The following is a 25,274-nucleotide window of genomic DNA, read 5'->3' as shown; positions in this document are numbered from 1 at the left end:
GCCGTGCGCAGCGGATCGAGCGAGGGGAAGACGGATGGGGCACGTCACGATCGAAGTACGCATCGGCACACAGGACCCCGACACGGTGCGCACCGTCGAGGCCGTCTTCGGCGCCGTGCCGCAGACCACCGCCGAGCGTTGGCCGGACGTCCGCACCGCCGACCCGGTCACGGTCCTGGCCGTCGTCGGAAATGCCGCCGCCATCCTGCAAGCGCTGATCGCCCTGCGCGACACCTGGCGCACCCGCCGCCCGGCCCCCGACCTGAGGGCGGGCAACGAAGACGGCTCGACGGTGGCGGTCTCCACGGCCACGGTCGAGGAACTGCGCCGCCTGCTCCAGCCGAACCTGGAGGACGAGGAAGAGGCCTGAGGAGGAAGACCGGTCGGCCAAGTGGACACGTCCTGGCCGGTTCCGGCGTTCGGGCAGTACGCCGTGTGGTCGGCTCCCGCGCCGGACGGGCCCCTTCGCCGCCTCGCCCAGGGCGTAGGGCGCCTGCGTTCGGTCTTGGTTCCGGAGGACGTTCCTAGTAGTGCTTCGTTACTGACCTTTCCGATGAGTTGTCGGGGGTGACGCTGACGGTGCTTCGCGCTATCCCGGTGATATGCGGTATGCGCAAGGAGGTGGGCTCAGGACTCATGAACAAGCTGCCCGGGAACGGATACGGATGCTGGCGGCAGAGGGTTTTGAGCAGGGTGAGAGGAACTCGGTGATCGCGAAGGGCCTTCGCGTGAGTGTCCGTTCGGTTGAGCGGTGGCGGCGGGCATGGAGGGAGAACGGCACCGCTGGCCTGCGCTGTTCGGGACCGGCCAAGAGCCCGAAGGTGAGCCTTGAGAAGTTCGCTGAGCTGGAGGAAGAGCTGCTGCGGGGATCGGTGTTCCACGGGTGGCCGAACGAGCGATGGACACTGTCCCGGGTGCAGGCCCTCATCGCCGAAAAGCTGGGTGTGAGCCTGTCCGTCCGCGGAGTCTGGGAGTTACTGCGGCGTCACGGCTGGTCCTGCCAGCAGCCCGGGCGTCGGGCAGTGGAACGGGACGAGGCAGCCGTTGCAGGCTGGGTGAAGGAGACCTGGCCATCGGCAAAGCCACCGCGGCGGCGCTCGGGGCCTGGCTCGTCTTCGAGGACGAAGCCGCTGTCACGATGACGTCGCATCGTGGACGCACCTGGGCGCCGAAGGGGAAGACCCCGGTGGTCCGGTTCAATGGCGCCTCCCGCGGCCGTGTGACCCTGGCCGCACTCGCCTGCTACAAACCCGGCGAACGCAGCCGGCTCATCTACCGGCCACGGATCCAGGGCCACCACCTGGGCGCTCAACGAGGCTTCACCTGGCAGAACTACCGTGACCTGCTCGTGCGCGCTCATCTCCAACTCGGCGGCCCCATCGTCGTGATCTGGGACAATCTCAACGTCCACCGCAGTGCCGCAATCCGCGACTACGCAGCCGAGCACGACTGGCTGAGCATCATCCAGCTCCCGTCGTACGCACCGGACTTGAACCCAGTAGAAGGGATCTGGTCTCTTCTGCGGCGGGCCGTGACAGCCAACACCGTCTTCGCCAGCCGGGACCACCTCGTCCAGACCATCCGCAGCGGCCTGAGACGCATCCAGTACACACCGCCCCTCATCGACGGATGCCTGGACAGCACCGGTCTGTCGATCACGACGTAACCTCCGACAACTCATCGGAAAGGTCAGTAGGTCTTCCTGAGGGCGTCGATCAAGAGCATGTTGGTGACGTGGACGCTTATGAAGTGGGCCGTCTGCGGGCGGCGTTGGATTTCTATGTGGCCGATGTGTTCGCTTCGGTGCCGCGGAAGGATCAGCGGGCCAAGGGCGGATGCTATCTGCGGGGTCTGATGCTGGAGGGCCGGCGCAAGTCGATCCAGCCGATGGCGGCCCGGTTGCCGGACGGGAACATGCAGGCCCTGCAGCAGTTCGTCAGCCAGTCACCCTGGGAATGGACACCGGTGCGCCGTCGGGTCGCCGAGCGAGTGTGCACGGTGATCCGGCCCGAGGTATGGGTGATCGATGACGTGTCGTTTCCCAAGTGCGGGCGAGACTCGGTCGGGGTGGCATGGCAGTACTGCGGTGCGCTGGGTAAACGGGCCAACTGTCAGGTGGCGGTCAGCGTGCACGCGGCCACCGACGACGCCTCCTGCCCACTGGAGTGGGAGTTGTTCCTGCCGCCGGAGTGGGCCAAGGACCTGTCTCGTCGGCGTCGGGCCGGAGTGCCGGACGACGTCGGACATGAGCCAAAGACACGCCTGGCCCTCAAAGCACTGGACCGTCTGGCCGGGCAGGGACTGCCAGTGCCGGTGCTGGTGGCCGACGCCGGATATGGCCGCAGCGTCTCCTTCCGGCTCGCGCTGCAGGACCGCGGCTGGTCCTACATCCAGGCCGTCGAGTCCAAGGAGGTCGCCCGGCCATCGACCGCCAAGCCGCACCGGCCCCACTACGGCGGCCTGGGGCCACCCACCCTGCCGCGCTATCGCAGCCGGCCCCGCCCCCTGTCCAGCCTCGTCCAGGACGCCCACTTTGCGCAGGTCACCTGGCGCCGCGGCAGCAAGGGCGCGATGACCTCGCGTTTTGCCGTGCTGCAGGTGCGGCCCTCGGGCAAGGAGGCCCGTCGCGCAGCCCAGGAGCGGGCCGGGGGCCGCGAGCGGTGGGACGGCGTCCTGCCGCCGGAAACGCTGCTGGTCGAGCAGCCTGACCCGGACGCGGAGCCGACTGGGTACTGGATGAGCAACCTGCCTGCCACCACCCCGGTCGAAGATCTGGTGCGCTGGGCGAAACTGCGCTGGCGCATCGAGCACGACTACCGCGAGCTCAAACACGGCCTGGGCCTGGACCACTTCGAGGGCCGCTCCTGGCGCGGATGGCACCACCACGTCACCCTCGTCACCGCCGCCCAGGCCTTCCTCACCCTGCGGCGCTACAACCCAAAAGCCCCCGGCACAGCCTGACCCTCTACCAAGTCCTCGACGCCCTCCAGAACCGTCTCCGCTGCTGGACCGGCACCTGCAACACCTGCGGACGCCCCCTCACCCGAGCCAGAACCTAACGAAGCACTACTAGTGCGTACGCACTACGGGACTCGGGGTGCTGGTCCCAGGAGACCAGCGTGAGTTGGCGTCTGGGGACGATGCCCGGCGGGACACCGGAGGGAAGTGTGAGGGGCGTCAGAATCCCCGCGCGTTTCTCTTGCCTAGTGGTGTCTGGAGTGATCAAGAGGTGGCGACATTTCTTTACCGGGTCGGACGGTGGGCCTTCCGGCGGCGCCGGCTCGTGGGCGGGCTGTGGCTGGGAGTCCTGCTGCTGGCCGTCGCGGCCGCCGCCATGGCACCCGCGGGGGAGGAAGAGGACCTCTCCATGCCCGGCACCGAATCGCAGAAGGCGTTCGACCTGTTGGACGAGCGCTTCCCGCAGAACAACTCCCAGGGTGCCGAGGCCCGTCTGGTGTTCCGGGCCCCGGACGGGCAGCGGGTGACGGTCACCGAGAACAGGGCCGCCGTCGAGGACGCGCTCGGCTCCCTGGACGGCCGCGACCAGGTCGCGTCGGCCACCGACCCCTATGAGGACGGCGCCGTCAGCAAGGACGGCACCATCGCCTACTCCACGATCACGTACGGCGTGGACGCCGTCGACCTGACCGAGGCCACCAAGAGCGCCCTTGAGGGCGCCGCAGGCCAGGCCAGGGACGCGGGACTGACCGTGGAGATCGGTGGCTCGGCCCTGGATTCGGAGGAGGAACCGGGCGGGACGACGGAGATCGTCGGCGTGGCGGTGGCGGCGGTGGTGCTCGTCCTGGCCCTGGGTTCGCTGGTCGCGGCCGGACTGTCGCTGCTGACCGCTTTCGTGGGCGTGGCCATCGCCTTCGGCCTGGTCTCCGCGCTGGCCGTCCCGCTGGGCCTCACGTCCACCGTCGCCATCCTGGCCCTGATGCTGGGCCTCGCCGTCGGCATCGACTACGCGCTCTTCATCACCTCCCGCTACCGCGACGAACGCGCCCAGGGCAGCGACCCGGAGGAGGCCGCGGGACGCGCGGTGGGCACGACAGGATCCGCCGTCGTGTTCGCCGGTGCCACCGTCTTCATCGCCTTGGTCGGTCTGGGGGTCGTGGGAATCCCCGAACTCACCAAGATGGGTCTGGGCGGCGCGGGCGCGGTGGCCCTTGCCGTACTGGTCGCCCTGACGTTGGCCCCCGCCCTGTTCGGCTTCTTCGGTCGGCGCGTGCTGTCCCACGCCGCACGCAAGGCCACCCGGCGCACCGGGGGCGAGCGCCCGCAACCCGACGGCGCGGCGGGCCGGCCCGCGCCGAGCATCCGCTGGGCGCGGTTCGTGCTGCGCCGGCCGGTGGCCGTCCTGATGGTCGCCGGGCTCGGACTCGGCGCCGTCGCCCTGCCGGCGCTGAGCCTGGAACTCGGCCTGCCGGGCGATGAGTCCAAGTCCGTGCAGACCACCGAACGCCGCGCCTACGACCTGCTGTCGGAAGGCTTCGGCCCCGGCTTCAACGGCCCGCTGACCGTGGTCGTGGACGTGTCGTCGGGATCCGGCGACGCCCGGACCACCACGGACCTGGTCGCCAAGACCGTCCGGAGCGTGGAGGGGGTCACGTCGGTCGGTGAACCGGTGCTCAGCCGCGGCAACGACACGGCCGTCCTCACCGCCGTCCCGCGCACCGCGCCGAACAGCGGCGAGACCAAGGACCTGGTCCACACGATCCGGGGCGCGGTCTCCGGCGTCGAGGCGGACACGGGCGCCGGCATCTTCGTGACCGGCACCACCGCCATGAACATCGACATCTCCGAAGCCATGTCCGACGCGCTCCTCCCCTACCTGACCGTGGTCATCGGCCTGGCGGTACTGCTGCTGACGGTGGTCTTCCGCTCGGTCCTGGTGCCGGTCAAGGCCGCGCTCGGCTTCCTGCTGTCGGTGGGCGCCGCCTTCGGGGTCCTGGTCGCCGTCTTCCAGTGGGGCTGGGCGGCCGGCCTGGTCGGCATCGAACAGACCGGACCGGTCATGTCGCTGATGCCGATCCTCGTCATCGGCATCGTGTTCGGCCTCGCCATGGATTACGAGGTCTTCCTCCTCACGCGGATGCGGGAGGCCTATGTGCGCGGCGCGAGCCCGGGCGACGCGATCGTCCACGGGTTCCGGCACAGCGGGCGGGTGGTGGCCGCCGCGGCGATCATCATGGTCAGTGTGTTCGCCGGGTTCATCGGGATGAGCAGCCCGACCGTCCGGACGATGGGCGTCGGACTGGCCGCCGCCGTCGCCTTCGACGCCTTCGTGGTCCGGATGGCGATCGCCCCCGCGGTGCTGGCTCTGCTCGGCCACCGGGCGTGGTGGCTGCCCCGTATCCTGAACCGCGTGCTGCCGAACGTGGATCTCGAAGGTGAGACATTGAGCCGGCACGCCCCGTCCCCGGCCGTCCCGGCGGACGCCGCGGCACCGCACCTGCCCGTCGGCAGGAGCTGAGCCGGCCATGACGACCACGGATGGCGGCCGCCCGCGCTCACGCGGCGCGTGGGGTCGGGAGGCAGCGGTCACGGCGACGGCGTTCGCGCTCTGCCTGCTCGGGGGCACGCTGCAGGAAGACGGCAGTTCGCTGTCACCGCCGCCCGCCGCGGCCTACGTCATCGCCGTGGTGTCCTGTGCCGTGCTGCCGGTACGGCACCGGGCGCCCCTGGCCGCCATGGCGGTCATGACCGCGAGCGGCATGCTGGTGACGCCCTTGGGCCTGCTCCTTAGCCCGCTCGTCGTGGCCCCCGCCGTGATCACCGCCTACTCGCTCACCGCACGCACCCAACGCCACGCGACGAGCGCGGTGGCGCTGACCTCCCTGGCCCTGCTGGTCGCCTCCACCCCGCTGTTCGGGGCCCTGTCGTGGCAGGACGCGAGCCGGGTGGGAGCAGTGGCGGCGTTCCCGCTGGTGGCCGGTGTCCTGGGCCATTCGGTGCACAACCGGCGGGCCTATCTGGCGGCCATGGAGGAGCGGGCCCGGCGGGCCGAACAGAGCCGGGACAGCGAGGCGCGCCGGCGCGTGGCCGAGGAACGCGTGCGCATCGCCCGGGAGTTGCACGACCTGGTGGCCCATCAGATCACCCTGGCCAACGCACAGGCCACGGTCGCCGCCCACCTGTTCGACACCCGCCCGGAACAGACCCGCAAGTCTCTGCACGAGCTGGTCGAGACCACCGGTGACGCGCTCGACGAACTGCGCGCCACGGTCGGCCTGTTGCGGCAGACCGGCGACGCGGCCACGCCCGCCGAGCCGGCGCCCGGCCTCTCGCGGCTCCCCACGCTCCTGGAGTCCTTCCGCCTCGCGGGCCTGGAGGTGTCGTCACAGCAGGAAGGCACGGCCAGAGCGCTGCCGCCGGGAGTGGACCTCACGGCCTACCGCATCGTGCAGGAGGCACTGACCAACGTGACCAAGCACGCCGGTACGGGCAGCGCCCGGGTGCGCCTCGTGTGGCACCGCGACCGCGTGACCGTCACCGTCACCGATGACGGGCGGGGAACTCCTGCGATGCCGGCCACCGACACCGCCCCGAACGCGAAGGCGAGGGTGAGTGCGGGCGCGGGTCCGGGTGCAGGGGTGGGTGCGGGTCCGGGCGCGAGTGCGGGCGCGGGTGCGGTGTCGGACCGTCCGACCGGCTACGGCCTGATCGGCATGCGGGAGCGGGCCACCGCCGTCGGGGGCCACCTCTCCGCGGGCAGGCGCCCGGAGGGCGGCTTCCTGGTCTCGGCCGAGTTGCCCCTGCCGCCCGCCAAGGACGCGACGCGGCAGATCGGCTCGCCAACACCCGTCAAAGACATGGCACCTGACGGGGCAACAGCTGACGTACGGACCGATGACGCAGGAACCGGTGATGCGCCGTGACGCTCCGCGTGCTGCTCGCCGATGACCAGGCCCTGTTGCGTGGCGCCTTCCGGATGCTCCTCGACAGCGCCGACGACATCGCCGTGGTCGGCGAGGCGGGCGACGGCCGTGAGGCGGTGCGGCTGACCCGGCAACTGCGCCCGGACGTCGTGATCATGGACATTCGCATGCCCGAGGTGGACGGCCTCACCGCCACCGCGGAGATCTGCGCGGACCCGGAGCTGCGGGCCAGCCGCATCCTGATCCTCACCACGTACGAGACCGACGAGTACGTCGCCCAGGCACTGCGTGCGGGAGCCGGAGGGTTCATCGGCAAAGGCATCGGGGCCGAGGCCCTCCTGGACGCCGTGCGCACGATCGCCGACGGCGACACCCTTCTGTCTCCCGCCGCGACCCGCTCCCTGGTCGCCCGCTTCCTCGCCACACCGGACCACGCCTCGCCGCACCACCCCGATCAGCTCGCCGTCCTCACCCCGCGCGAACGCGAGATGGTGGGGCTGGTCGCCACCGGCCTGTCCAACCAGGAGATCGCCGAGCGGATGTTCCTCAGCCCCTTCACCGTCCGCGCCCATGTCCAGCGCGCCATGACGAAGCTGGAGGCCCGCGACCGGGCGCAGTTGGTCGTCATCGCCTACCGCACCGGCCTGGCCCAGGCCACCCCCGGTGCCGGCACCGGCACCGGCACCGACCAGACGTAGGCCGCTTCCGGTCCCTTTGAGGACCGCCCGCACTTTTCCCACGGCAGCCCACGGCAGCCCACGGCATTCCGCCACGACGCATGCGTAGCCACCCCTGCCCGCGGACCGGCCCGCGTGAGCCATGACCCGCGCCCTTCTCCACCACTGACGAACCAATGACGCATCAACGACGGACCCACGATGGATCAACGACGGAAGGGACACCCATGTCCGACACCATGATCCCCCCTGCCCGCATCGGAAGACTGCCGATCGCCGTCCTCGGCCTCCTGGCGCTCGCCCTGGGCACTTTGCAGTCCGTGGTGGAGCCCGCACTCCCGCTGCTGCAGAGCGAGTTGGGGGTCAGCCCCGGCGAGGGGGCCCTGGTCGGCAACACCCTGCTCGTCACCGGCGCGGTCGTCACCCCGGTCGTGGGCACGCTCGGCGACCGCTACGGCGGAAAACGGGTCCTGGTACGGCTGAGCGCCGTCGTCTCGGCCGGAGGCCTGGTGGCCGCTCTGGCACCGAACCTGCCGATGCTGCTGCTCGGACAAATCCTGCAGGGCGTCATGGTCGGTGTCCTGCCCCTCTCCTTCATCCTGGTGCGCAAGCACCTGCCCACCCGGGCGGCCCAGGTGGCGGTCGGGCTGGTCATCGCGCTGTTCACCGGCGGCGGCATCGTGGGAACACTGGTTGCCGGACCGATCGCGGACGCTCTGTCCTGGCACGGCATGTTCGCCCTGCCGACGATCGCGATCATCGCGACGACGCTGGCCGTCACTCGCCTGATGCCGCACGATCCGCCGACCCCGTCCGACGAGCGGATCGACTGGCCCGGCGTACTACTGCTGAGCGCCACCCTGCTCACGTTCATGATCGGGCTCGTGAAGGTGACCGACGGCCTGCCGCCTTTCGCGGTCGGCGCCCTGGCGGTGGCCGTCGCCGCCCTCGCCGCCGGATGGATCGCCGTCGAGCGCCGGGCATCCTCACCGATGGTCGATCTGAGCATGCTGGCCAAGCCCGCCCTGTGGCAGGCGTGCGTGCTCACGTTCGTCATCTGCACCACCTCCGGGATGGTGGTCTTCCTGCTCCCGCAGATGTTCGCGATATCGGCCGACGGATACGGCTTTGGCGTCAGCACCACTGATCTCGGACTGTTCCTGCTGCCCGGTGCCATCGCCGGATCGGTGAGCGACGCGGCCGGCGGAGTCGCGGCACGACGTCTCGGCCCGCGGGCCGTGGTCATCGGCGGCGGCGTGGTCACGGCGGCCACGATGATCGCCCTGGCGTCGGCGCACGGCGCGGAGTGGCAGCTGGTTCTGGCCAAGACCCTGACCGCGTTCGCCGCGGGCGTCGCCAGCACGGCGCTGGTCGCCGGCGCCGCCACGGCCGTCGAGCCCAAGGACACCGGCATCGCCACCAGCCTGCTCGTGGTCACCCGCGTGGTCGGCGTCGCTCTGGGTGCTCAGGTCGCGGGCGCGATTCTCGACGCCGGGGCCGACCGGGTCACGCATCTGCCGAGCGAAACGGCCTTCGTCACGGGCTTCGCCGTCGCCGGCCTCGTCGCCACGCTGTCCCTGCTGGTCATCCGTTTCACGAAGAAGGGAGCCCGGACATGACCCACACCACCAACGGCCCGCTGCCAGCACGTGCCACCGCGCGGCCCACCGTCCTGATCTCCGGGGCCAGCATCGCGGGACCCGCGCTCGCGTACTGGCTGCACCGGTCCGGGTGCGCGGTCACCGTCGTGGAAAAGGCGGACGCCCTGCGCGCCGGCGGCTACCCGATCGACATCCGCGGGACGGCGATCGAAGTGGTCCGGCGGATGGGGATGCTGCCCCACCTGCGGGCGGCACACATCGGCTCGCGTCGCTGCACGTTCCTCGACGCCGACGGCAGCGAGGTGGCCTCCGTCGACGCGCACGCCCTCGCCGGCAGCACCGCGGGCCAAGACCTTGAGGTACGTCGCGGAGATCTGGCCGCGCTCCTCCACGCCAGGGTGCGCGATGACGTGGAATTCCTGTTCGGCGACTCCATCACCACCCTCGGTATGCCCGGCCGAGGAGGACAGGCAGCCGGGCCCGGGGTCGACGTCACGTTCCGCAGCGGGCGACAACGCACCTACGACCTGGTGATCGGCGCCGACGGCATGCACTCGCGCACCCGGGAGTCGTTGTTCGGCCCCGAAGAACAATTCCACCGCTACCTCGGGTACTGCTTCGCCATCTTCACCATGCCGAACACCCTCGGGCTCACCCGCGAGGTCACCATGTGGAACACGCCGGGAAGAGCCGCGGCCCTCTATGCCGTCGGCGACTCCGACGAACTGCACGCCTTCTTGACCTTTCATCACCCGCGACCGCCGTCCGATGCCCTCCGGCACCCCGAGGCCCAACGGGACCTGCTCGCCGCGGTTTTCGCGGACGCGGGATGGGAGGTCCCCCGCATGGTCGCCGCCCTGCGCACCGCGGATGACCTGTTCTTCGACACGGCCGGTCAGATCCGCATGCCCTCGTGGTCCCGCGGTCGCGTCGCGCTCGTGGGCGACGCCGCGTACGCGCCCTCGTTTCTCACCGGGCAAGGCTCCAGCCTGGCGCTGGTCGGCGCCTACCTGCTCGCCCACTCCCTGGCGACGCGTCGCGATCACACGGCGGCCTTCGCCGCCTACGAACGCGGCCTGCGCGAGTTCGTGACCATGAATCAGGCGCTGGTCGACAGCGGCGGGGCCACCTTGTTCCCCACCACGGAACAGGCCCTGACCCGACGCAACACCATGCTGCGCGGCCTGGCCACCCTGCCTTCCGCACCGGCGCGCCCGGCCCACTCGGCCCTGACGCTGCCCGAAGCCACCGCGTGGCCGCTCATGTCGTGACGACGTACGCCCGGGCAGCACCGCCGTCAGCTGGGCCGATGCATCAACGCGCCCCGGTCCAGGGTGGCCAGGGTGGTGTTCACCGCGACGACGACGCCGAAGGCCAGGGCCCACCCGTGCCGGCCCATCGCGTACAGGGCGGCGACGGCAGCGCCGAACACCAGCGCCTTCACGGCCAGAACGCCCGCGAGCGGGACCGGTATACGGGCCTTCGGCGCGGCGAACAGCCCCCACAGGGTGGCGGCGGCCGCGGGGGCGGCGACCGTGAGGAGGAGCCGCGGAACCAGGGCGTCCACACTCTGCCATCCCCACCAGGCGAGGAGGACCAGGGCCACTACTTCCAGCAGGAATGCCAGCCCTTCATTGATCACATGCAGGGGGCCGGGAAGTGTCATCGTCTGCCTCATCCTCCGTCACGCGTGCGGGCCGCCGTCCGAGCAGGGCCGCGACAGAGCCGCATTGAAGCACGCTCATCCGGCGACCGTGGCCCCCAGCACACGAAGAAGCCCCGGCCCATGGGCCGGGGCTTTCTTTGGATCGGCTCTCAGCGGGCCTGGGCCAGCTCCCAGGTCATGGCCGCCGCGTCGACACCCGTGCGCACCCCGTCGACGACCTCGTCGGGGCTGTGGGGAAGGTGGATTCCGTCGCCGCTGGAGCCGTCGTCCGCGGACGCGGGTCCGGCGGCGGCGAGGGCTGCGGCGGCAAGGGTCAGGGCAACGGCGGCGCGCTTGGTCTTGGTGTGGTTCATACCCAGCTGAACGATCATGAGCAGTTCGGGATGCGCTCGCCCCGCAAGTCAGCTCGTACGCCAAACATCCCGCTCCCCGCCTGCCGCCGGTGTGTCAAGGGGAGCATGTCCGGCCGTGGCGTCAGGTCTTGGCCGCTCCGACGAGGAGGTCCGCCAGCTCCACCGGGCGGCTGAGCGCGACGCAATGGCTTGCGGCGATCTCCTCCGGGGTCACCGCGAGCCGTTCGTGCGCGAGGCGACGCTGCAAGCCGGGCGGAAGGAAGCGGTCCTGGGCGCACAGCACGGACGTCGTCGGCACGTCCGGCCAGGCCTCCAGCGGCCATGGCTGGGCCGAGGCCGCCGAGGACGGGTGGGCGCGTTCCTTGCTCATCGCTTCCGTGGCGAGCGCGTGGGGCACGTCGTGGTAGAAGGAGACGTAGGGGTCGTCGTGGCCGGTCAGGCCGCCGTCCTGGGCGGCTTGGTGCCGCACGGCCTCGCCGTAGCCGGAGTTGCTCCACCACTGGTCCGGTGATTCGCCCGGCGCGGGGACCATCCCGGCGACCAGGACCAGCGCATCGACCCTGCGGCGGGCGGCGACCAGGGGTGCGGTGAACGCGCCGTAGGAGTGGCCCACGACCACCAGGTCGCGGCGGTCGCCGATCGCCTCGACCACGGCGTCGGCGTAGTCGTCCAGCGTCAGCGAGTCGTCGTCGCCCGGAAGATCCGGCGCGACCACGTCGTGTCCGCGCCCGCGAAGCTCCGCCTCGACCAGATGCCAGGACCAGCCGACGTCACCGGCGCCATGGACCAATACGAACGTTGCCATTCCCGGGCTCCCCGTCTCTCGCGACTCCTGCCGGCAGGCGAACCTTGGAACAGCCGCACTTCGCCGGCGCGCTACGCGCCCAAGGCTCCCATCATCTGCGCCCGGCCGAGGCCATGACAGGACTGCTCGGGAAAACTCGCCGCGGGGATGCGGAAGAAGGAAGTGCTCTCCCTGACACCCGTCAAAGACAGCACTCCCCCGCGCCGGACGGTCAGGCGCTCTGCTTGCTCTGCTTGATGAGCTTGCTGGTCATGTCCGCCGTCTCGGCGGCCCCCGGCTTCTGGACGTTCACGTCGGTGCCGAAGTCGCTGAACTCCATCACGACCTTCGCCTTGGCCTTCTCGGCGGACGTCTTCGACGCACCGCCGCTGCCGCCGTCGGCCTTGGCCGACATCGTCATCTCCAGCTGCTGGCGCCGCATCAGGCCCTTGTCGTCGATCCACAGCTCCATCGGCAGGGTGTCACCGAGCTGCCGGCGGAGCTGCTTCTGCTGCTCCGGACTGCCCTTGGCCAGCTTTTCCACGTCCACCGCGACCCGGTAGCGCGTGGTCTTCACGCCGTCGACCTCACCCTCGCCGACCTTCTTCACGTCCTTCTCGGACAGCGACTTGGAGTACGCGAAGGAGTCCGCGGGGTCGCTGACCTGGGTCTGGCCCGATCCGCCCGCGGCCTGCAGCCGCTTGAGGTCGATCTTCATCCAGGCCTTGCCGCCGGGCAGCCCTCCGCTGCCCTTTGGAGGCTTCTGGTACAGGACCTTGTCCACGATCCGCTGCTCGATCCGCTGGCCTTGCTGCCCCAGCTCGATCCGGCTCGTGCCGTCGTCGAAGTCCATGACGCCCGCCCCCTTCATGGTCTCGGTGCGGCCCCCCGAGGTGGCGGTCGTCTCCAGCTTCACCTGGGCCGAACCCGCCTTCGACGTCTTCGCGTTGGTCGCCTGCACCACCTGGGCGGCGGACTGCTGCTTCTTCTCGCCGCCCGACCCGCCTTCCTGATCGCCGTCGTCTCCGGAACCACAGCCCGTCAGAGCCGTGGCCCCCAGCAGTCCGGCCGAGCCGAGCAGCGCCAGACGGAACGTGCGGGACGTTGCGCTGATCATGGAATCCACCCCTCGATGCGTGTACTGAGCCTTTGTGGCCCCGCGCCCCAGGTGCCCCGTGCACGTCGTCCCACGCATGAGGATGCGCTCTTGATCCGCCGGTGCACCGCCCGGCCGCCGCCTGTGCCGTGGCGGCCCGGTCAGCGGTGCTGGTCCGTGTAGTGCGCGCGCAGCAGGTCCGCGCCCCAGTCGTGGCGGATGTGCCGCCAGACCGAGTGGGCGTGATTGCCGTTGTCCTGGGTGTTGTCGTACTCGATGAGGAAGTCCGGGGCCCGGACACAGTAGTAGTGGCGCTCACCCGGCTCGCGGCCGCCGGCCCAGGCGAACGACAGCGCGTCCAGTCCCTGGGCCACGGTGTCGGCCCAGCACTGGCGCGCATACGCCTCCGGGGCGCGGTCCAGGTAGCGGCGCACCAGGCGCTCGAGGGTCTGCTGCTCGCGGGGGGTCATGTCACCGTGCGTCAGACCGGCCGGCAGCAGGCCCGGGTCGGCGAAGGGGTCGTCGCGGGTCAAGATGTCGTCCGGCGGCGCGGTGGCGAAGACGGCTGTGGCCCGCCGGCCGTCGTCCAGCCGCGTCACCAGTTCTCGCGCCAGATCCTCCTCCGGTCCGAGCAGCCGTCGGCCGGCCTGCGGACCGTCCGCGATGCGCGCCGGTTCCGCACCGATGAAGTGGGGCGTCACCCGCAGGCCCGTCGACGTGATCAGTACGTGTACGGCGAGATGGTGTCCGTTCATCCGCCAGGCCCACGGGGCATCGCCCTCCGGGTCGCCCAACAGGCGCACCCAGTAGCGGTCCCCACCCGTGGCACCGGCCGAGGCGCGGCGGTACCGCTCGACCTCGATCGCCCCGCGGGCCAGCTCCGCTCCCGCAGCGCCGTGTGCCGCGGCCAGCACGGCATCCACCGCCTCGCGCCCGCGGGCGTCGAGGCAGTCCGTGGCCAATCCGGGGCGTGAGCCCGGCAGGTAGGTCCACTCCCGCAGCTCAGGGGCGTCGAGCCGGTCGGGCCCCGCGCGCAGCGCACGGACCTGCTCCGGCTCCAGCACGCCCAGGAGCGCGTGCACCGCCTCCCGCATCCGGTCGGCCGCCGCCTCCCACCGAGACCCGTCCACCGTTCCTCCTCCCGCCGCCTGCGCTCCATCCTGCGCCATGCGAGGGCGACACGACACCGGGTCCGGCACCCGGCCCCGTGGGCCTCGGCAGGTTCAGCGGGGCATGCGGCGGTCCAGCTCCCGCGCCCGCGCGTCGAGTGCCTCGGTGACGGCGGAGGGGGTGGTCCGGGGGCCGGCGGGAACCTGCTGGTCGTGCCGCGCGCCGTCGGGCGCGTGCGCGGTCTGCGGTGCGGGGGGCTCCCCGTCGATCCCCGCGCGCCGCGCGAGCGCCAGCGCCGTCGCCGCGAACCCTTCGGAGAGCGTGCGGAGCACGGAATGGCTCTGCCCGCGGTGCCAGGCGACCAGGCCGCGGACGAACTCCTCGTAGGCCACCGGATCCACCTCAAGGGTGTCCGGATCACCCCAGTGCCTGCCCTGGCCGATTCCCGACGGCAGCCCGAGTTCCGCTTCGTAGATCTCGATGTGACGCAGGAAGAGGCGGCCCGCCCCGTTCGACGGGTTCCACAGCGTCTCGTCCCCGACGTCGAAGTACATGCTCATCGCCGTTCCCCCCCTGCTCAGCGGCCCCGGGCCACAGGGTAGAGCCTCGGGGCCCCGGTCACCTGGCCGCGGTCCTGACGGCGGTGCGGGTGCTGGGGCCATAGACGCCGAGCGGTTCGTGGATGGCGCGCGCCTGCTGCATGCGCGCGACCGCCGCGGCGACGTCGTGCCCGTAACGGCCGTCCACCGGGCCCGTGTAGAGCCGTAGCCGCCCCAGCTGCTCTTGGAGCTCCCGTACGGAGCTGCCGGTGCTGCCCAGGTGCAGCACGGTCGTGGCGCTGTCGGCCGCCGCGGCGGGTCGAGCGGGCGGGGCGGCGGATGGTGCCGGAGGCCTCGGGTGGGGTGCGGGCTTGCTCGGCGGGGCGGACGGGGAGGGTTCGTCGTCGGGTACGGGCGCGGCCGGGTCATGGGGGGCGTCCGGCTGCTGCGCGGGCGGGGGCGCGGCGTGCGGCCTGGCCGGGGCGGGCTGGTGGTGCTGGGACAGGAGAACGGCGGTGAAGGCGAGCAGAGCGGCGGAGGCGTAGCCGTACGAGAGCGGGGGGATGACGCGCCGGGGCCTGGCCGTGTCGCCGTAGCGCGGCAGCGCGTGGCGGCGTGACCGGCGGCCTACCGGGGCGGCCGCGCGATGACGTCCTCTTCTGTCTCCGCTCCCTCCGCTCTGGCCGCTTTGTCCGCCCGGCGTGGGTGCTCCGCTCGGGGGCGCGGTGTAGGTGGGCCCGTCCGCCGGGCGGGACACCGCGAACGCCGTGCGTGAACGGCGGTCGGGTGTGCGGGTCAGGTAGGAGGAAAGCGCTGGGTACATGGCCGGGTCCGGGACGGCCGCTGGGAAACTCACACGACTGAACGTAAGGGTCCGCTTGCCGCGAATCCCCCGCTCAGGGCCCTGAAGCGTGATCCTTAAGGCTGCGTTCACGGTCGACTCAGGACCAGATAAGCAGCCGCCCGCCGCAGGGCCGAAACAGCGTGGCTCTTACTGCGGCGGGTGGAGCTTGCGGAAGTAGGTCCAGCTGGTCTCGTTCGGCTCGCTCCACTTCTCCGGGGCCTGGGCAAACTCCGGGTGGTGGTCGGCCACGTAGGCCCGGGTGCGCTCGGGCACCTCGGCGTAGGTGTTCAGCTTGCGGCCCCGGCAGTGATACGTGAGGCCGCCGGGCCGCCGGCCGCGGGCCATCCACGGGAGCCACTGCGACTGCCGGGTCCACGACATGGTGGCCGGCACGCTGGGCTCCGGGCCGGCCAAGTCGGTGCGGTCCGCGAAGAACTGGAAGAGTTCCAGGGCCCGGTAGGTGTCGTCGGCCGAGTTCAGGGGGTACTGGGCCACCGGCAGCGGAGAGGGGTAGGCGAGCGGGATCTCCAGGCTGAAGCAGATCTGTCCGCCCAGGTCGGTCGTCGGTATGGGGAAGGGGCGCCACTTCTGGTTCGCCGGGTCGTTCCAGATGTGCACCACCGGCAGGTCCTGCCAGGTCTCCAGGATCTCGCGCGACACGGGGTCGAGGTAGAAGGCGGCCTCGCGGGTGAGCAGCTGGTAGGCGTCCGGGCCGGCTTCGGGATCCTGGACGAGGCGGGCGACGTTGAGGCCTTCGAAGCCGAAGAGACGCTGGTAGGGCTCGTCGGGTCCCCAGGAGTAGACGTCCCCGGACCACCAGTACGTGACCTCCTGACCGTCGAGCGAAGCCCGCGTACGGGCGAAGGAACGGAGCAGCTCTGCGGGTGTCGTCATACGGACCACTCTGCGCGATCGCCGTCCGCGGCGCGCGGGCGGCCCCGGTGCCGCGGCGCGCACTTGGCCGACGCCGCAAGGGCAGCCCCGGGCCGGCCGGCCGGACAACAGCGCGGCGGCATGGGGCTGTTGCGTGGCCGGTCACCACCGCCGCCCGAAGCGAATGTCGCAGGTCGGTCGGCATGGCCGGGGCGGGTTCGGCCGCGGCGCCGTCGGCGCCCCGCGCGGCCAAGGCGGCGGTCAGCTCGCCGGTGTGACGGCTTCGAGGGTGAGTTCGGTGCCGGAGGTCACCTGGCCGAAGCGGGGCAGGTTCAGGGTGATCGCGGCGTGGTGCTCCGCCGCCGTCAGGGCGGTCGTGGCGTCCTCCACGAAGACCAGCTCGTAGTCGTGGTCGGAAGCGGCGCGTGCGGTTGATTCCACGCCCATGTTGGTGGCGATGCCGGCCAGGACGAGGGTGGACACCCGCCGATCCCGCAGGAGTTCGTGCAGGCCGGTGTGGTGGAAGGCGCCGATGGTGCCCTTGACGACCACGGCGTCGGCCAGGTCCGCCACCCGCTGATGCAGTTCGCTGCCCGGCGGCTGTCGCACGACGTGGGGGCGCTCGGTCCGTACCGCGATCACCGGCGCACCGGCGGCCCGGAACCGTGCGGCCAGGGTGCAGGCGGCGTCCAAGGCCTCCGGGCCGGACCGGGGGCCGAGCGGCAGATCGATGATCCGGGGCATCAGATCGACGAGGACCAAAGCCGTGCTCGCGGGTTCCAGGATGACCATGCGCTCAGCCTAGGCACGGCCTTCGGGGCTCACCCCGGGTTTGCAGAAGCAGCACACCGGCCCGGGCCGGGCCAGGCGCGTCGGTGCGCCTGTCAGGGGCGCCGTGTCAGGAACCGAAGCCGATCAGACCCACCGGTGGCAGGGTCGGCGTACCGGAGCCCCCTGCTGGTTCGACCGTGATGGCCATGCCGGTGGCCCGGGCGATCGTGCCGTCCAGCGCAGTGACCTGGTCGGTCCGGTCGCGGTCGAGGAGCCCCGCGGGACGCATGGTGCCGGCGTCGTCGAACCAGAGTTCATAGACCCTCCCCTCGGGCGGCACGCCGAGGCCGGAGGCCGTGAACACCGCGCGGTCCTGGCCGGCCGAGGTCACCACGACGCCCCGGGCGCCCTCGGGCAAGGACGCGGCATGGGTGCGCGCGTCACCGGCGGCGAGGACGGCCACCACCTGGTCGGTACGGGCCTGGGCCTCCTGTGCCAACTCCCCCGCCTGGCGGGCTTCCTGGGCCTGCCAGGTCGCCACGCCCCCCACCGCGGCCGCGGCCAGAGAGGCGGCCACGAGGAACCCGCGTAAGGGCGCGCTGCGGGGCAGCACGGCGATGCACGTCTCGCGCAGGGTGCGCGGCGGCTGCTGGCGGATACCGGTGATTTCCTCAAGGGCGCGCTGCTTGAGGACGGGGCGCGCAGTGGCGCTGACGGCGAGGGCCAGCCGTCCCGCCGTGGCCGCGAATTCCGCCACTTGTTGGCGGCATTCCGCGCACCGGGCCAGGTGTTCGTCGAACGCTGCCCGCTCATCGAGGCCGAGGGCGTGGACTGCGTACGCTCCGGCCAGGGTGTGTGGGTCAGTCACGCTCATGTCGCCCTACCTTCTTGAATACGTCCGCAGAGTGCGCGCCTGCGGGAACAGGCGAACAGGGCAGGGGCGACTTTCGTACGAGCGGCCTTGCGAGGTGGCAGCAGTAATTCGTTGCCGACGGCCGTGCGGATTGGTCTCGCCGCGGCGGCGGCAACCTCACTCAGTGGGCGCACGCTCCGAATTCCGCGTGCCGGGCCCGGACGGCATACGCGTCGTCGTCCTGCTTCTCCTGGCGAGGAGGCGGAGCGAAGTGCCGCTGACGGATCTCCCTGCGTGCCTGCGCCATCAGTTCGTCGAACTCCTCGTCCGTCATCGCCGTCACCTCCTTGTCCCTGAGTGATCCGTGGTCCACGTGTAATCCGGAGCGACCCGGATCTCCGGATTGGTCCGGTTGCTGGGCTTTTCTGTGGCGTCGAGCGCCACGGCGGACACAGAAATTCGGACCCGTGGGCCCGTTGGATTGGTCGAAAAGAATTTCTCCCTCAAATGAGTGGGGGACCAATCCACTCCCGCCGCCGCTCCGGATAGCCGGTGTGAGCAAAGAAGCGAAGACACCGAGACGCAAGGGCCCGTGGCGGCTGGGCGGGCTGGGCGCCTTGAGCGGCCTGCTGGCCGGCTATGCCGCGCTGGCGACCGCCGAACTGGTGTCTGCCGCGGTGCGCCCGGAGTCCAGCCCCGTGATCGCCGTGGGCGGGGCCTCGATCGACCGCACGCCTGCGGCCGTCAAGGACTGGGCGATCAGACAGTTCGGAACGAACGACAAGCTCGTCCTGCAACTGGGCATCCTGGCCGTCCTCACCCTGCTCGCGCTCGTCCTCGGAGCGGTCGCCGCCCGGTACCGGCGCGTCGGCTCGGCAGGCGTCCTGGTGTTCGGTGTGGTCGGGGGCCTCGCCGCGACGAGCAGGCCGGACTCCACGAGCGTCGCGGACGCGCTGCCGTCGGTGGCGGGCGCCGTGGTGGGAGCCGGGCTCCTTTACTACCTGGTCGGACGCCTGCGCTCCCGCAGGAATCCGGCTTCGGGCCAGGTCCCGGCGGGGGCCGGGGCCACGGCGGCGACCGCGGCCCCGGTCGCGGAATCCGGCGCGACGGATTCCGTGCCCGCCGATCCGGACTCGGACCCCGCCACGAACCCCGCACCAGGCTCGGGTCCGGCTCCGGACCACGCGCAGGAGACCGGCTGGGACCGGCGCGGATTCATCGTCGCCGCCACGGCCGCGGCGGCCGCATCCACCGGGGCCGGTCTGCTGGGACGCTCCCTCAACGGCTCCCAGGGGCAGAACGCCGTCGCCTCCCGCAAGCGCGTGGTGCTGCCCGCGGCGGCCTCCACCGCCGCTCCCGTCCCCAAGGGCGCCGCTCTGCGGATCAAGGATCTCAGCCCGTTCATGACGCCCAATGAGGACTTCTACCGCGTCGACACCGCGCTGGTGGTCCCCAAGGTCGACGCGACGTCGTGGCGGCTGCGGATCCACGGCAAGGGCGTCGCCCGCGAGATGACCGTGTCCTTCGCGGACCTGCTGCGGATGCCGCTGATCGAACGGAACATCACCCTGGCCTGCGTCTCCAACGAAGTGGGCGGCCCGTACGTGGGCAACGCACGGTGGATCGGCGTGCGGCTGACCGACCTCCTGGAAAAGTGCGGCGTGAAGCCGCCGTCCCGGGGCGGGCCCGCCGACCAGTTGGTCGCGCGGTCGGTGGACGGCATGACCATCGGCAGCCCGGTCGAGGACGTCATGGACGGCCGCGACGCGATGCTGGCCCTGGGCATGAACGGCGAGCCGCTGCCCTTCGCCCACGGGTTCCCGGTGCGCATGGTGGTCCCCGGCCTCTTCGGCTACGTGTCCGCCTGCAAGTGGATCCAGGACATCGAGCTGACCACCTTCGACGACTACGACCCGTACTGGGTGAAGCGGGACTGGGCCCGCAAGGCGCCGATCAAGACCCAGTCCCGCATCGACACGCCCAAACCGTTCGCACGCCCCAAGGCCGGCGACACGGTCATGGTCGCCGGAGTGGCGTGGGCCCAGCACCGCGGCATCGACAAGGTCGAGGTACGCGTCGACGACGGCCGCTGGCAGCAGGCCGATCTGGCCGCCGAGGACACCCGGGACACCTGGCGCCAGTGGTCCTTCCCCTGGAAGGCCACCTCCGGCGGCCACACCCTGACCGTCCGTGCCACTGACCGCACGGGCCAGACCCAGACCCAGAAGCGCACCCGCACCATCCCTGACGGGGCCAGCGGGTGGCATTCGGTGGTGGTCACCGTGGACTGACCGGCTGCCGCACGCCGACCGAGACGGCCGGCCAGGCCTTCCCTCCCCTCTCACCCCCTCGTTTCCTCACCGCGCGGAACCTTTCGTGCCGCGCGAAACCCATCAAGGAGCAGAAATGAACGCCATCACCCGCCGTACGCGTCGCGGAGCCCTCGTTCTCGCCGCGGCGGCCATGCTGCCGCTGGCCCTGACCGCCTGCTCCAGTGACGACGGCAAGGACAAGGCCTCGGACTCCAAGTCGTCCGCCGCCTCGGACACGTCGTCCGACAAGGGCAAGGACAGCGCCGACACCGCCACCATGGACGAGCCGTTCGGCCCGGCCTGTGCCTCCGTGCCCAAGGAGGGCAAGGGCAGCTTCGACGGCATGGCCAAGGACCCGGTCGCCACCGCCGCGTCCAACAACCCGGAGCTCTCCACCCTCGTGACCGCGGTCAAGAAGGCGGGCCTGGTCGACACGCTGAACAACGCCAAGAACATCAGCGTGTTCGCGCCCACCAACGACGCCTTCGCCAAGATCCCGAAGGCCGACCTGGACAAGGTCCTGAGCGACAAGGCCACGCTCACCAAGATCCTGACGTACCACGTCGTGGGTCAGAAGCTGGCGCCCAAGGACCTCGAGAACGGCTCGTTCGAGACGCTGGAGAAGTCCAAGCTGACGACGTCCGGCTCGGGCGAGTCCTACAAGGTCAACGACTCGGCCAACGTGGGCTGCGGCAACGTCAAGACCGCCAACGCCAACGTCTACATCATCGACACGGTCCTGATGCCGAAGATGTGATCGCGGGCAGTGGCGTGAGGGGTTCTCGCGAGCGCGCGAGACCCCCTCGCACCACCGGGACTCCCCCCGGGCTCCGGTCCACGGCCGGTGAGCGCTCCCGTCGGTCGGCCTGATCAGGCAGGAAAGTCGATCAGGCCGACCGGCGGGAGCGTCGGCGTCCTGGAGCCACCGGCGGGCTCAAGGGTGATGCCCATGCCGGTGGCCTGCTCGAGCGTGCCGTCCATCAGGACCGTCTGATCGCCGCTGCGCGTGTCGAGCAGACCCGCCGCGCGCATGGTCCCCTCGTCGTTGAACCACAGTTCGTACACCTTGCCCGCGGGCGGGGCGCTGAGGTCGGAGGCGGTGAAGACCGCGCGATTCTGGCTCTTCGAGGTCACGACGGCTCCCCGGGCGCCATCGGAGAGGGCAGCGGCGTGCGTCTTGGCGTCGGGCGCGGCCAGTACCTCGGCCACCTGGTCCGCCTGGGCTCGCGCCCGGCTGACCTGTTCGCGCGCTTGGCGTGCCTCTTCGTGCTGCCAGACGGCGACGCCGCCCAACGCCGCCGCTACCAGGCACGCGGCCAGTGTCCAGCGGGCCGCGCCCCGCGGCCTGCGACCGGCGAGGGGCCCCCATCGCCCCGGGCCGCCCTCGGGCGGCGGCGTGGCGGGCGCCGGCTCCTGGGGAAGCTCCGCGATCCGATCGAGAACGGCTCGCTTCAGCGCGGGCGGCGGTGCGACGGAGGAGGCCAGCCGTGCCGCCGTGGCCGTGAACTCCCGCACTTCCCGGCGGCACTGCTCACAGGCGTCCAGATGCGCCTCGAAGGCGACGGCCTCGTCCGGGGGCAGCGCGTGCAGCGCGTAGGCGCCCGCCAACAGGTGCGGGTCGGCGGCGGTCACGCCGAGGCCCCGAGGCAGTCGCGCAGCCGGATGAGCCCGTCGCGCATGCGGGTCTTGACCGTGCCCAGAGAAGCGGACAGGCGCTGGGCCACCTCGCGGTAGGTAAGGCCCTGGTAGTAGGCCAGGGTGATCGATTCACGCTGCACCTGGGTGAGCGACTCCAGGCACCGCTGGACTTCCTCGCGTTCCAGGCGCGTCTCGACTTCGGCTTCGGTCTCGTCGAACTCGGGCATCCGTTCGCGGAGGGCGACGGCCTGCTCGCGTGCGGACGCCGCCGTCACCGAGCGGACACGGTCCACGGCCCGCGAATGGGCCATCGTCAGGACCCAGTTCGTCACGCTCCCTCGGTCCGGCCGGTAGCGGGAGGCGTGGCGCCACACCTCCACCAGCACCTCCTGGGTCACTTCCTCGGACTGCGCCGCGTCGCGGACGACCGCTCGTACGACGCCGAAGGCGGGCCCGGACACGGCCTCGTACACCTGCGCGAACGCCTCTTGATCGCCGTCGGTGACCCGCTTCATCAAAGCCACCAGATCAGGCTCGTCCGCCGGATTGCCGCCGATGAAAACCGCTTGCCTCATGCGTTCATCATGGCCCACCGCGAGCGGCTCTCGATCCCACGGACCCCGGCGCCGGGCCGGCACCAATCCGCGAGGGCCCCGGTGACGAATCAGCGGGTAAGCGCCGAGAACAGCGAGGCAAGGGAGCACCATGCACGCTGCTGTCTCCATCCGTGAGCTGGCCGTCGCCGCTCCCAAGGTGTGGATCGCCGTACGCGGACGCCTCGACGCCCGGTCCCTGGCGGCTCTGCGCGAGGACCTGACGCAGCGCTCCCTGCGGGGGCAGCGGGAGTTGTACCTCGATCTCGCGGAAGTGACGTGCGCGAGCGATGTCGTGGCCGGTGTCCCCGCAGATCTGCTGCCCGCGCAGGGGGCCCGCGTCCACGTCATCCAGACGCCTCCTTGCCTGGCACCGCTTCTCACCTGGGACCACCCGTGCCTGATCGTGCACCACCACCGCCGGGACGCCTGGGCGGCATGGTCACACGAGACATCGCGTACGGATGCATCGGCTCGATGAAGACCGAGCCGGGCAAGGGCGATGGCGGAGTGCGCTCCGGGCGAGGGATCAGCGGTCATGTCCCTCGCCATCGGACGTCGTCCCTCCTCACCGGGCGTCATCGAGCAATTCTCCCGCGACCGCCAGCGTCATCACACCGACGGAGTCCGTGGCTCCGCGGGTAAACGCCCGGTCGAAAGCCTGGTCCCCGAGCATCGCGCGGGCCGAGCGCCAGCACTCCTCGCGGACGTCCCGCAGTTCGGGTGTGCCTCGCTGGGTATGGCCCACGGACCGCCAGTAGACGTGGCCGGCTCCGGACACCCGGGCCGCCGTCTCGCCCTCCCCGGAAGCCGCGGCCGCGGCGGCCAGGACGTCCAGGCCGAGCGCGACACCGAAACTGTCGCCCAGGCGGGACTTGCCGTCCAGCATCGCGCGGGCGTGCTCGGCCGCGTCCGCGGGCCTGCCCTGGGCCAGGGCGATCAGCGCGAGCTGGTAGTCGGTGTAGGCACGGGTCCAGCATTCGCCGTGGGCGATGCACTCGGCCCGCAGAGCCGTGGCGTGCTTGGCCGCCTCCTCGAAGTGGCCGAGCCCGGTGAACGCGAACACCTGGACGAGGCGACAGCGCAAGGTGGCGGCCGAGGGGAACGCCGGACCCGGAGCTTGCCGCAGGACGTGCTCGACCACGGCCTGCGCCTCGCTCGGTTCGCCCCGCAGCAGATGCGTGATGCCGAGCAGGTACGCGGCGGCCAGCGCATCCTCGCCGTTCGCGGACCGGTCGGCGGCCCGTGCGCAGCGCCGGCCGATCTTCGCCGCCTCCTCGTGCTCCCCTTGCAGGACCAGCACCACCCCCAGGGCCCAGTACGCCCGTGCGTGCGCGGCGCTGGAGCCGGTGTGCGCCAGCAGGGCCTGTTCCAAGTAGAGTCGGGCTTCCGGCAGATGGCCGCAGCAGCTCCAGAAGAAGCCGACCAGGCTGGCCAGTTCCACCGCACGCCTGGGCTCATGCGCCACCAAGTGGTCCAGGGCCGCACACAGATCGGCGTGCTCGACGGCGATCTTCCGGTACCAGGCCACCTGGCCGGGGCCCGCCCAGCCCTGATCCGCGGCGCGGGCCAGGGCCAGGAAGTAGTCGGCGTGGTGGGTGGCCGCGGCGTGGCGTCCTTCCAGTTCACCGAGCCACATCCAGCCGTACTCGCGCACGGTGTCCAGGAGGCGGAAGCGCCCCGGCGCGGCGCGGACCACGACGGACTTCTCGGTCAGGCCGACGAGGGCCGCGCCGACGTCTTCGCCGGACAGCGGCCCGCCCGCGCAGACCGCGCGCGCCGAGGCCTCGTCAAAAGTCCCCCGGAAGACGGAGAGCCTGGCCCACAGCAGCCGTTCCAAGGGCTCGCACAGTTCATGGCTCCAGCCGATCGCGGCCCGCAGGGACTGATGGCGTCGAGGCCAGACCGGGGTGGGCGCCGCCAACTCCCCGAGGTGGGACGTGAGCCGGCCGACGATCTCCCGGATGGGGTGGTGCATCACCTGCGCCGAGGCCAGCTCGATGGCCAGCGGGACACCGTCGAGCAGGCGGCAGATCTCCGCCACGTCCTCGACCTGGGCCGGTGTCCTCCTCCTCAGTGCCGGTGCGATCGCTGCGGCGCGCGTGAAGAAGAGGTCGAGGGCATCGGTCGCGTACGGCAGGGGTTCGAGATCGATGCGGACTTCCGGGGACAGTTCCAAGGGCTGTCTGCTGGTGGCCAGGACCGTGAGCTGCGGGCAGGCGGCGAGCAGACGGGCCACCAGCCTGCGGCAGGTGGGCACGACGTGTTCGCAGGAGTCGAGCACCAGCAGCAGGCGTCTGTCGGACAGCCAGTCGCACAGGGCGTCGATCGGCAGGTCGGACGTGTGATCGGAGAAGCCCACGGCCTCCGCCACGGTCGGCGTCAGCAGGCGTGCGTCCGGTATGGCGCCCAGATCCACCCAGCACGGTTCCCCGAGTCCGGCGAGGTCCGGGCCGGTCAGGTGGTGAAGGGCGTGCGTGGCCAGGCGCGTCTTGCCGACACCGGCGATGCCCGTGAGCGTGATGAGCTGGTTGCTCGTCAAGGCGAAGGTCAGCCGCGCTTCGTCGACCTCGCGTCCGACGAAGCGGTCGACCTCATGGGGAATGTTGCCCAACATCCCAGCATTCTCCACCCTTTGGCGTACACCCGGCCCACGAGGCACCGTCGCCCTCCGTGGCCGGCC

At 71.3% G+C, this 25,274-nt stretch carries 26 protein-coding genes; 12 read left to right on the top strand and 14 right to left on the bottom strand.

Features of this window, described 5'->3' with window-relative positions; all coding sequences use genetic code 11:
• The first annotated feature begins 34 nt into the window (after positions 1–34).
• The 9 genes from QBL25_RS40330 (at position 35) to QBL25_RS40290 (ending at position 10,430) form a co-directional block, all read left to right on the top strand.
• Positions 35–370, top strand: coding sequence for a hypothetical protein (locus tag QBL25_RS40330; protein ID WP_409061933.1), 336 nt, complete (start codon positions 35–37; stop codon positions 368–370).
• A 232-nt stretch (positions 371–602) separates the two neighbouring features.
• Positions 603–1,142, top strand: coding sequence for a winged helix-turn-helix domain-containing protein (locus tag QBL25_RS40325; protein WP_409054986.1), 540 nt, complete (start codon positions 603–605; stop codon positions 1,140–1,142).
• Complete coding sequence (locus tag QBL25_RS40320; protein WP_409054987.1) at positions 1,139–1,666, top strand: IS630 family transposase; 528 nt, start codon at positions 1,139–1,141, stop codon at positions 1,664–1,666. Before QBL25_RS40325 ends, QBL25_RS40320 begins: the two co-directional genes overlap by 4 nt.
• 68 nt (positions 1,667–1,734) lie before the next feature.
• Entirely contained in the window at positions 1,735–2,961 is a 1,227-nt protein-coding gene (locus QBL25_RS40315) for an IS701 family transposase (RefSeq protein WP_409061932.1), read from the top strand.
• A 268-nt stretch (positions 2,962–3,229) separates the two neighbouring features.
• Positions 3,230–5,476, top strand: coding sequence for an MMPL family transporter (locus QBL25_RS40310; RefSeq protein ID WP_409061931.1), 2,247 nt, complete (start codon positions 3,230–3,232; stop codon positions 5,474–5,476).
• Positions 5,477–5,483: 7 nt separating this feature from the next.
• Entirely contained in the window at positions 5,484–6,881 is a 1,398-nt protein-coding gene (locus QBL25_RS40305; RefSeq protein WP_409061930.1) for a sensor histidine kinase, read from the top strand.
• Complete coding sequence (locus QBL25_RS40300; RefSeq protein ID WP_409061929.1) at positions 6,878–7,579, top strand: response regulator; 702 nt, start codon at positions 6,878–6,880, stop codon at positions 7,577–7,579. The genes QBL25_RS40305 and QBL25_RS40300 overlap by 4 nt, the downstream gene beginning before the upstream one ends.
• A gap of 206 nt (positions 7,580–7,785) precedes the next feature.
• Positions 7,786–9,177: an MFS transporter gene (locus QBL25_RS40295; protein WP_409061928.1), complete on the top strand. Its 1,392-nt coding sequence runs from the start codon at positions 7,786–7,788 to the stop codon at positions 9,175–9,177.
• On the top strand, positions 9,174–10,430 hold the full coding sequence (locus QBL25_RS40290) for an FAD-dependent monooxygenase (RefSeq protein ID WP_409061927.1): 1,257 nt from the start codon (positions 9,174–9,176) through the stop codon (positions 10,428–10,430). Before QBL25_RS40295 ends, QBL25_RS40290 begins: the two co-directional genes overlap by 4 nt.
• A gap of 26 nt (positions 10,431–10,456) precedes the next feature.
• On the opposite strand, the gene QBL25_RS40285 is transcribed toward QBL25_RS40290, so the two are convergent.
• The 11 genes from QBL25_RS40285 to QBL25_RS40235 form a co-directional block, all read right to left on the bottom strand.
• Complete coding sequence (locus tag QBL25_RS40285; RefSeq protein WP_409061926.1) at positions 10,457–10,825, bottom strand: YrdB family protein; 369 nt, start codon at positions 10,823–10,825, stop codon at positions 10,457–10,459.
• A gap of 149 nt (positions 10,826–10,974) precedes the next feature.
• Positions 10,975–11,178, bottom strand: a complete 204-nt coding sequence (locus tag QBL25_RS40280; protein WP_409061925.1) for a hypothetical protein — start codon at positions 11,176–11,178, stop codon at positions 10,975–10,977.
• Between the two features lie 121 nt (positions 11,179–11,299).
• Positions 11,300–11,983, bottom strand: a complete 684-nt coding sequence (locus QBL25_RS40275; RefSeq protein WP_409061924.1) for an alpha/beta fold hydrolase — start codon at positions 11,981–11,983, stop codon at positions 11,300–11,302.
• Between the two features lie 211 nt (positions 11,984–12,194).
• Positions 12,195–13,079 (bottom strand): hypothetical protein, encoded by an 885-nt coding sequence (locus QBL25_RS40270; RefSeq protein ID WP_409061923.1) that lies wholly within the window; start codon positions 13,077–13,079, stop codon positions 12,195–12,197.
• A 140-nt stretch (positions 13,080–13,219) separates the two neighbouring features.
• Positions 13,220–14,188, bottom strand: a complete 969-nt coding sequence (locus tag QBL25_RS40265) for a DUF3500 domain-containing protein (RefSeq protein WP_409061922.1) — start codon at positions 14,186–14,188, stop codon at positions 13,220–13,222.
• A 93-nt stretch (positions 14,189–14,281) separates the two neighbouring features.
• Complete coding sequence (locus QBL25_RS40260; protein WP_409061921.1) at positions 14,282–14,728, bottom strand: DUF6086 family protein; 447 nt, start codon at positions 14,726–14,728, stop codon at positions 14,282–14,284.
• 58 nt (positions 14,729–14,786) lie between these two features.
• Positions 14,787–15,563 (bottom strand): peptidoglycan-binding domain-containing protein, encoded by a 777-nt coding sequence (locus QBL25_RS40255; protein WP_409061920.1) that lies wholly within the window; start codon positions 15,561–15,563, stop codon positions 14,787–14,789.
• 135 nt (positions 15,564–15,698) lie between these two features.
• Complete coding sequence (locus QBL25_RS40250) at positions 15,699–16,445, bottom strand: DUF1838 family protein (RefSeq protein ID WP_409061919.1); 747 nt, start codon at positions 16,443–16,445, stop codon at positions 15,699–15,701.
• A 240-nt stretch (positions 16,446–16,685) separates the two neighbouring features.
• Complete coding sequence (locus QBL25_RS40245) at positions 16,686–17,216, bottom strand: cysteine hydrolase family protein (protein WP_409061918.1); 531 nt, start codon at positions 17,214–17,216, stop codon at positions 16,686–16,688.
• Between the two features lie 106 nt (positions 17,217–17,322).
• Positions 17,323–18,069, bottom strand: a complete 747-nt coding sequence (locus tag QBL25_RS40240) for an anti-sigma factor domain-containing protein (protein WP_409061917.1) — start codon at positions 18,067–18,069, stop codon at positions 17,323–17,325.
• Positions 18,070–18,229: 160 nt separating this feature from the next.
• Positions 18,230–18,382: a hypothetical protein gene (locus tag QBL25_RS40235; RefSeq protein ID WP_409061916.1), complete on the bottom strand. Its 153-nt coding sequence runs from the start codon at positions 18,380–18,382 to the stop codon at positions 18,230–18,232.
• Positions 18,383–18,602: 220 nt separating this feature from the next.
• Here QBL25_RS40235 and QBL25_RS40230 point away from each other — a divergent pair, with 220 nt between their 5' ends.
• Together QBL25_RS40230 and QBL25_RS40225 are read left to right on the top strand one after the other, a co-directional pair.
• Positions 18,603–20,339, top strand: a complete 1,737-nt coding sequence (locus tag QBL25_RS40230; RefSeq protein WP_409061915.1) for a molybdopterin-dependent oxidoreductase — start codon at positions 18,603–18,605, stop codon at positions 20,337–20,339.
• 115 nt (positions 20,340–20,454) lie between these two features.
• Entirely contained in the window at positions 20,455–21,117 is a 663-nt protein-coding gene (locus QBL25_RS40225) for a fasciclin domain-containing protein (RefSeq protein WP_409061914.1), read from the top strand.
• Between the two features lie 113 nt (positions 21,118–21,230).
• Here QBL25_RS40225 and QBL25_RS40220 read toward each other — a convergent pair whose 3' ends face one another.
• Together QBL25_RS40220 and sigK are read right to left on the bottom strand one after the other, a co-directional pair.
• Positions 21,231–21,992: an anti-sigma factor domain-containing protein gene (locus QBL25_RS40220; protein WP_409061913.1), complete on the bottom strand. Its 762-nt coding sequence runs from the start codon at positions 21,990–21,992 to the stop codon at positions 21,231–21,233.
• Entirely contained in the window at positions 21,989–22,573 is a 585-nt protein-coding gene (gene sigK / locus QBL25_RS40215; RefSeq protein ID WP_409061912.1) for an ECF RNA polymerase sigma factor SigK, read from the bottom strand. Before sigK ends, QBL25_RS40220 begins: the two co-directional genes overlap by 4 nt.
• A 130-nt stretch (positions 22,574–22,703) precedes the next feature.
• Here sigK and QBL25_RS40210 point away from each other — a divergent pair, with 130 nt between their 5' ends.
• Positions 22,704–23,072, top strand: coding sequence for a hypothetical protein (locus QBL25_RS40210; RefSeq protein WP_409061911.1), 369 nt, complete (start codon positions 22,704–22,706; stop codon positions 23,070–23,072).
• Between the two features lie 87 nt (positions 23,073–23,159).
• Here the strand turns inward: QBL25_RS40210 and QBL25_RS40205 are convergent, their stop codons facing one another.
• Positions 23,160–25,208, bottom strand: a complete 2,049-nt coding sequence (locus QBL25_RS40205) for an ATP-binding protein (RefSeq protein WP_409061910.1) — start codon at positions 25,206–25,208, stop codon at positions 23,160–23,162.
• Positions 25,209–25,274 lie beyond the last annotated feature (66 nt).

This window comes from Streptomyces sp. SYP-A7185 (genome assembly GCF_046103685.1).
Lineage (GTDB): Bacteria > Actinomycetota > Actinomycetes > Streptomycetales > Streptomycetaceae > Streptomyces.
The sequence above is the reverse complement of the archived record's forward strand: the minus strand, read 5'-3'. Positions and strand labels throughout refer to the sequence as shown.

What these genes read in the sequence shown, in the direction of transcription:
- QBL25_RS40270 (WP_409061923.1), bottom strand. Translation starts at nt 13,079, where the DNA reads ATGATCAGCGCAACGTCCCGCACGTTCCGTCTGGCGCTGCTCGGCTCG.
- QBL25_RS40210 (WP_409061911.1), top strand. Translation starts at nt 22,704, where the DNA reads ATGCACGCTGCTGTCTCCATCCGTGAGCTGGCCGTCGCCGCTCCCAAG.
- QBL25_RS40285 (WP_409061926.1), bottom strand. Translation starts at nt 10,825, where the DNA reads ATGACACTTCCCGGCCCCCTGCATGTGATCAATGAAGGGCTGGCATTC.
- QBL25_RS40205 (WP_409061910.1), bottom strand. Translation starts at nt 25,208, where the DNA reads ATGTTGGGCAACATTCCCCATGAGGTCGACCGCTTCGTCGGACGCGAG.
- QBL25_RS40225 (WP_409061914.1), top strand. Translation starts at nt 20,455, where the DNA reads ATGAACGCCATCACCCGCCGTACGCGTCGCGGAGCCCTCGTTCTCGCC.
- QBL25_RS40320 (WP_409054987.1), top strand. Translation starts at nt 1,139, where the DNA reads ATGACGTCGCATCGTGGACGCACCTGGGCGCCGAAGGGGAAGACCCCG.
- QBL25_RS40295 (WP_409061928.1), top strand. Translation starts at nt 7,786, where the DNA reads ATGTCCGACACCATGATCCCCCCTGCCCGCATCGGAAGACTGCCGATC.
- QBL25_RS40250 (WP_409061919.1), bottom strand. Translation starts at nt 16,445, where the DNA reads ATGACGACACCCGCAGAGCTGCTCCGTTCCTTCGCCCGTACGCGGGCT.
- QBL25_RS40245 (WP_409061918.1), bottom strand. Translation starts at nt 17,216, where the DNA reads ATGGTCATCCTGGAACCCGCGAGCACGGCTTTGGTCCTCGTCGATCTG.
- QBL25_RS40240 (WP_409061917.1), bottom strand. Translation starts at nt 18,069, where the DNA reads ATGAGCGTGACTGACCCACACACCCTGGCCGGAGCGTACGCAGTCCAC.
- QBL25_RS40325 (WP_409054986.1), top strand. Translation starts at nt 603, where the DNA reads ATGCGGTATGCGCAAGGAGGTGGGCTCAGGACTCATGAACAAGCTGCC.
- QBL25_RS40260 (WP_409061921.1), bottom strand. Translation starts at nt 14,728, where the DNA reads ATGAGCATGTACTTCGACGTCGGGGACGAGACGCTGTGGAACCCGTCG.
- QBL25_RS40305 (WP_409061930.1), top strand. Translation starts at nt 5,484, where the DNA reads ATGACGACCACGGATGGCGGCCGCCCGCGCTCACGCGGCGCGTGGGGT.
- QBL25_RS40275 (WP_409061924.1), bottom strand. Translation starts at nt 11,983, where the DNA reads ATGGCAACGTTCGTATTGGTCCATGGCGCCGGTGACGTCGGCTGGTCC.
- QBL25_RS40235 (WP_409061916.1), bottom strand. Translation starts at nt 18,382, where the DNA reads ATGACGGACGAGGAGTTCGACGAACTGATGGCGCAGGCACGCAGGGAG.
- QBL25_RS40290 (WP_409061927.1), top strand. Translation starts at nt 9,174, where the DNA reads ATGACCCACACCACCAACGGCCCGCTGCCAGCACGTGCCACCGCGCGG.
- QBL25_RS40330 (WP_409061933.1), top strand. Translation starts at nt 35, where the DNA reads ATGGGGCACGTCACGATCGAAGTACGCATCGGCACACAGGACCCCGAC.
- QBL25_RS40280 (WP_409061925.1), bottom strand. Translation starts at nt 11,178, where the DNA reads ATGAACCACACCAAGACCAAGCGCGCCGCCGTTGCCCTGACCCTTGCC.
- sigK (WP_409061912.1), bottom strand. Translation starts at nt 22,573, where the DNA reads ATGAGGCAAGCGGTTTTCATCGGCGGCAATCCGGCGGACGAGCCTGAT.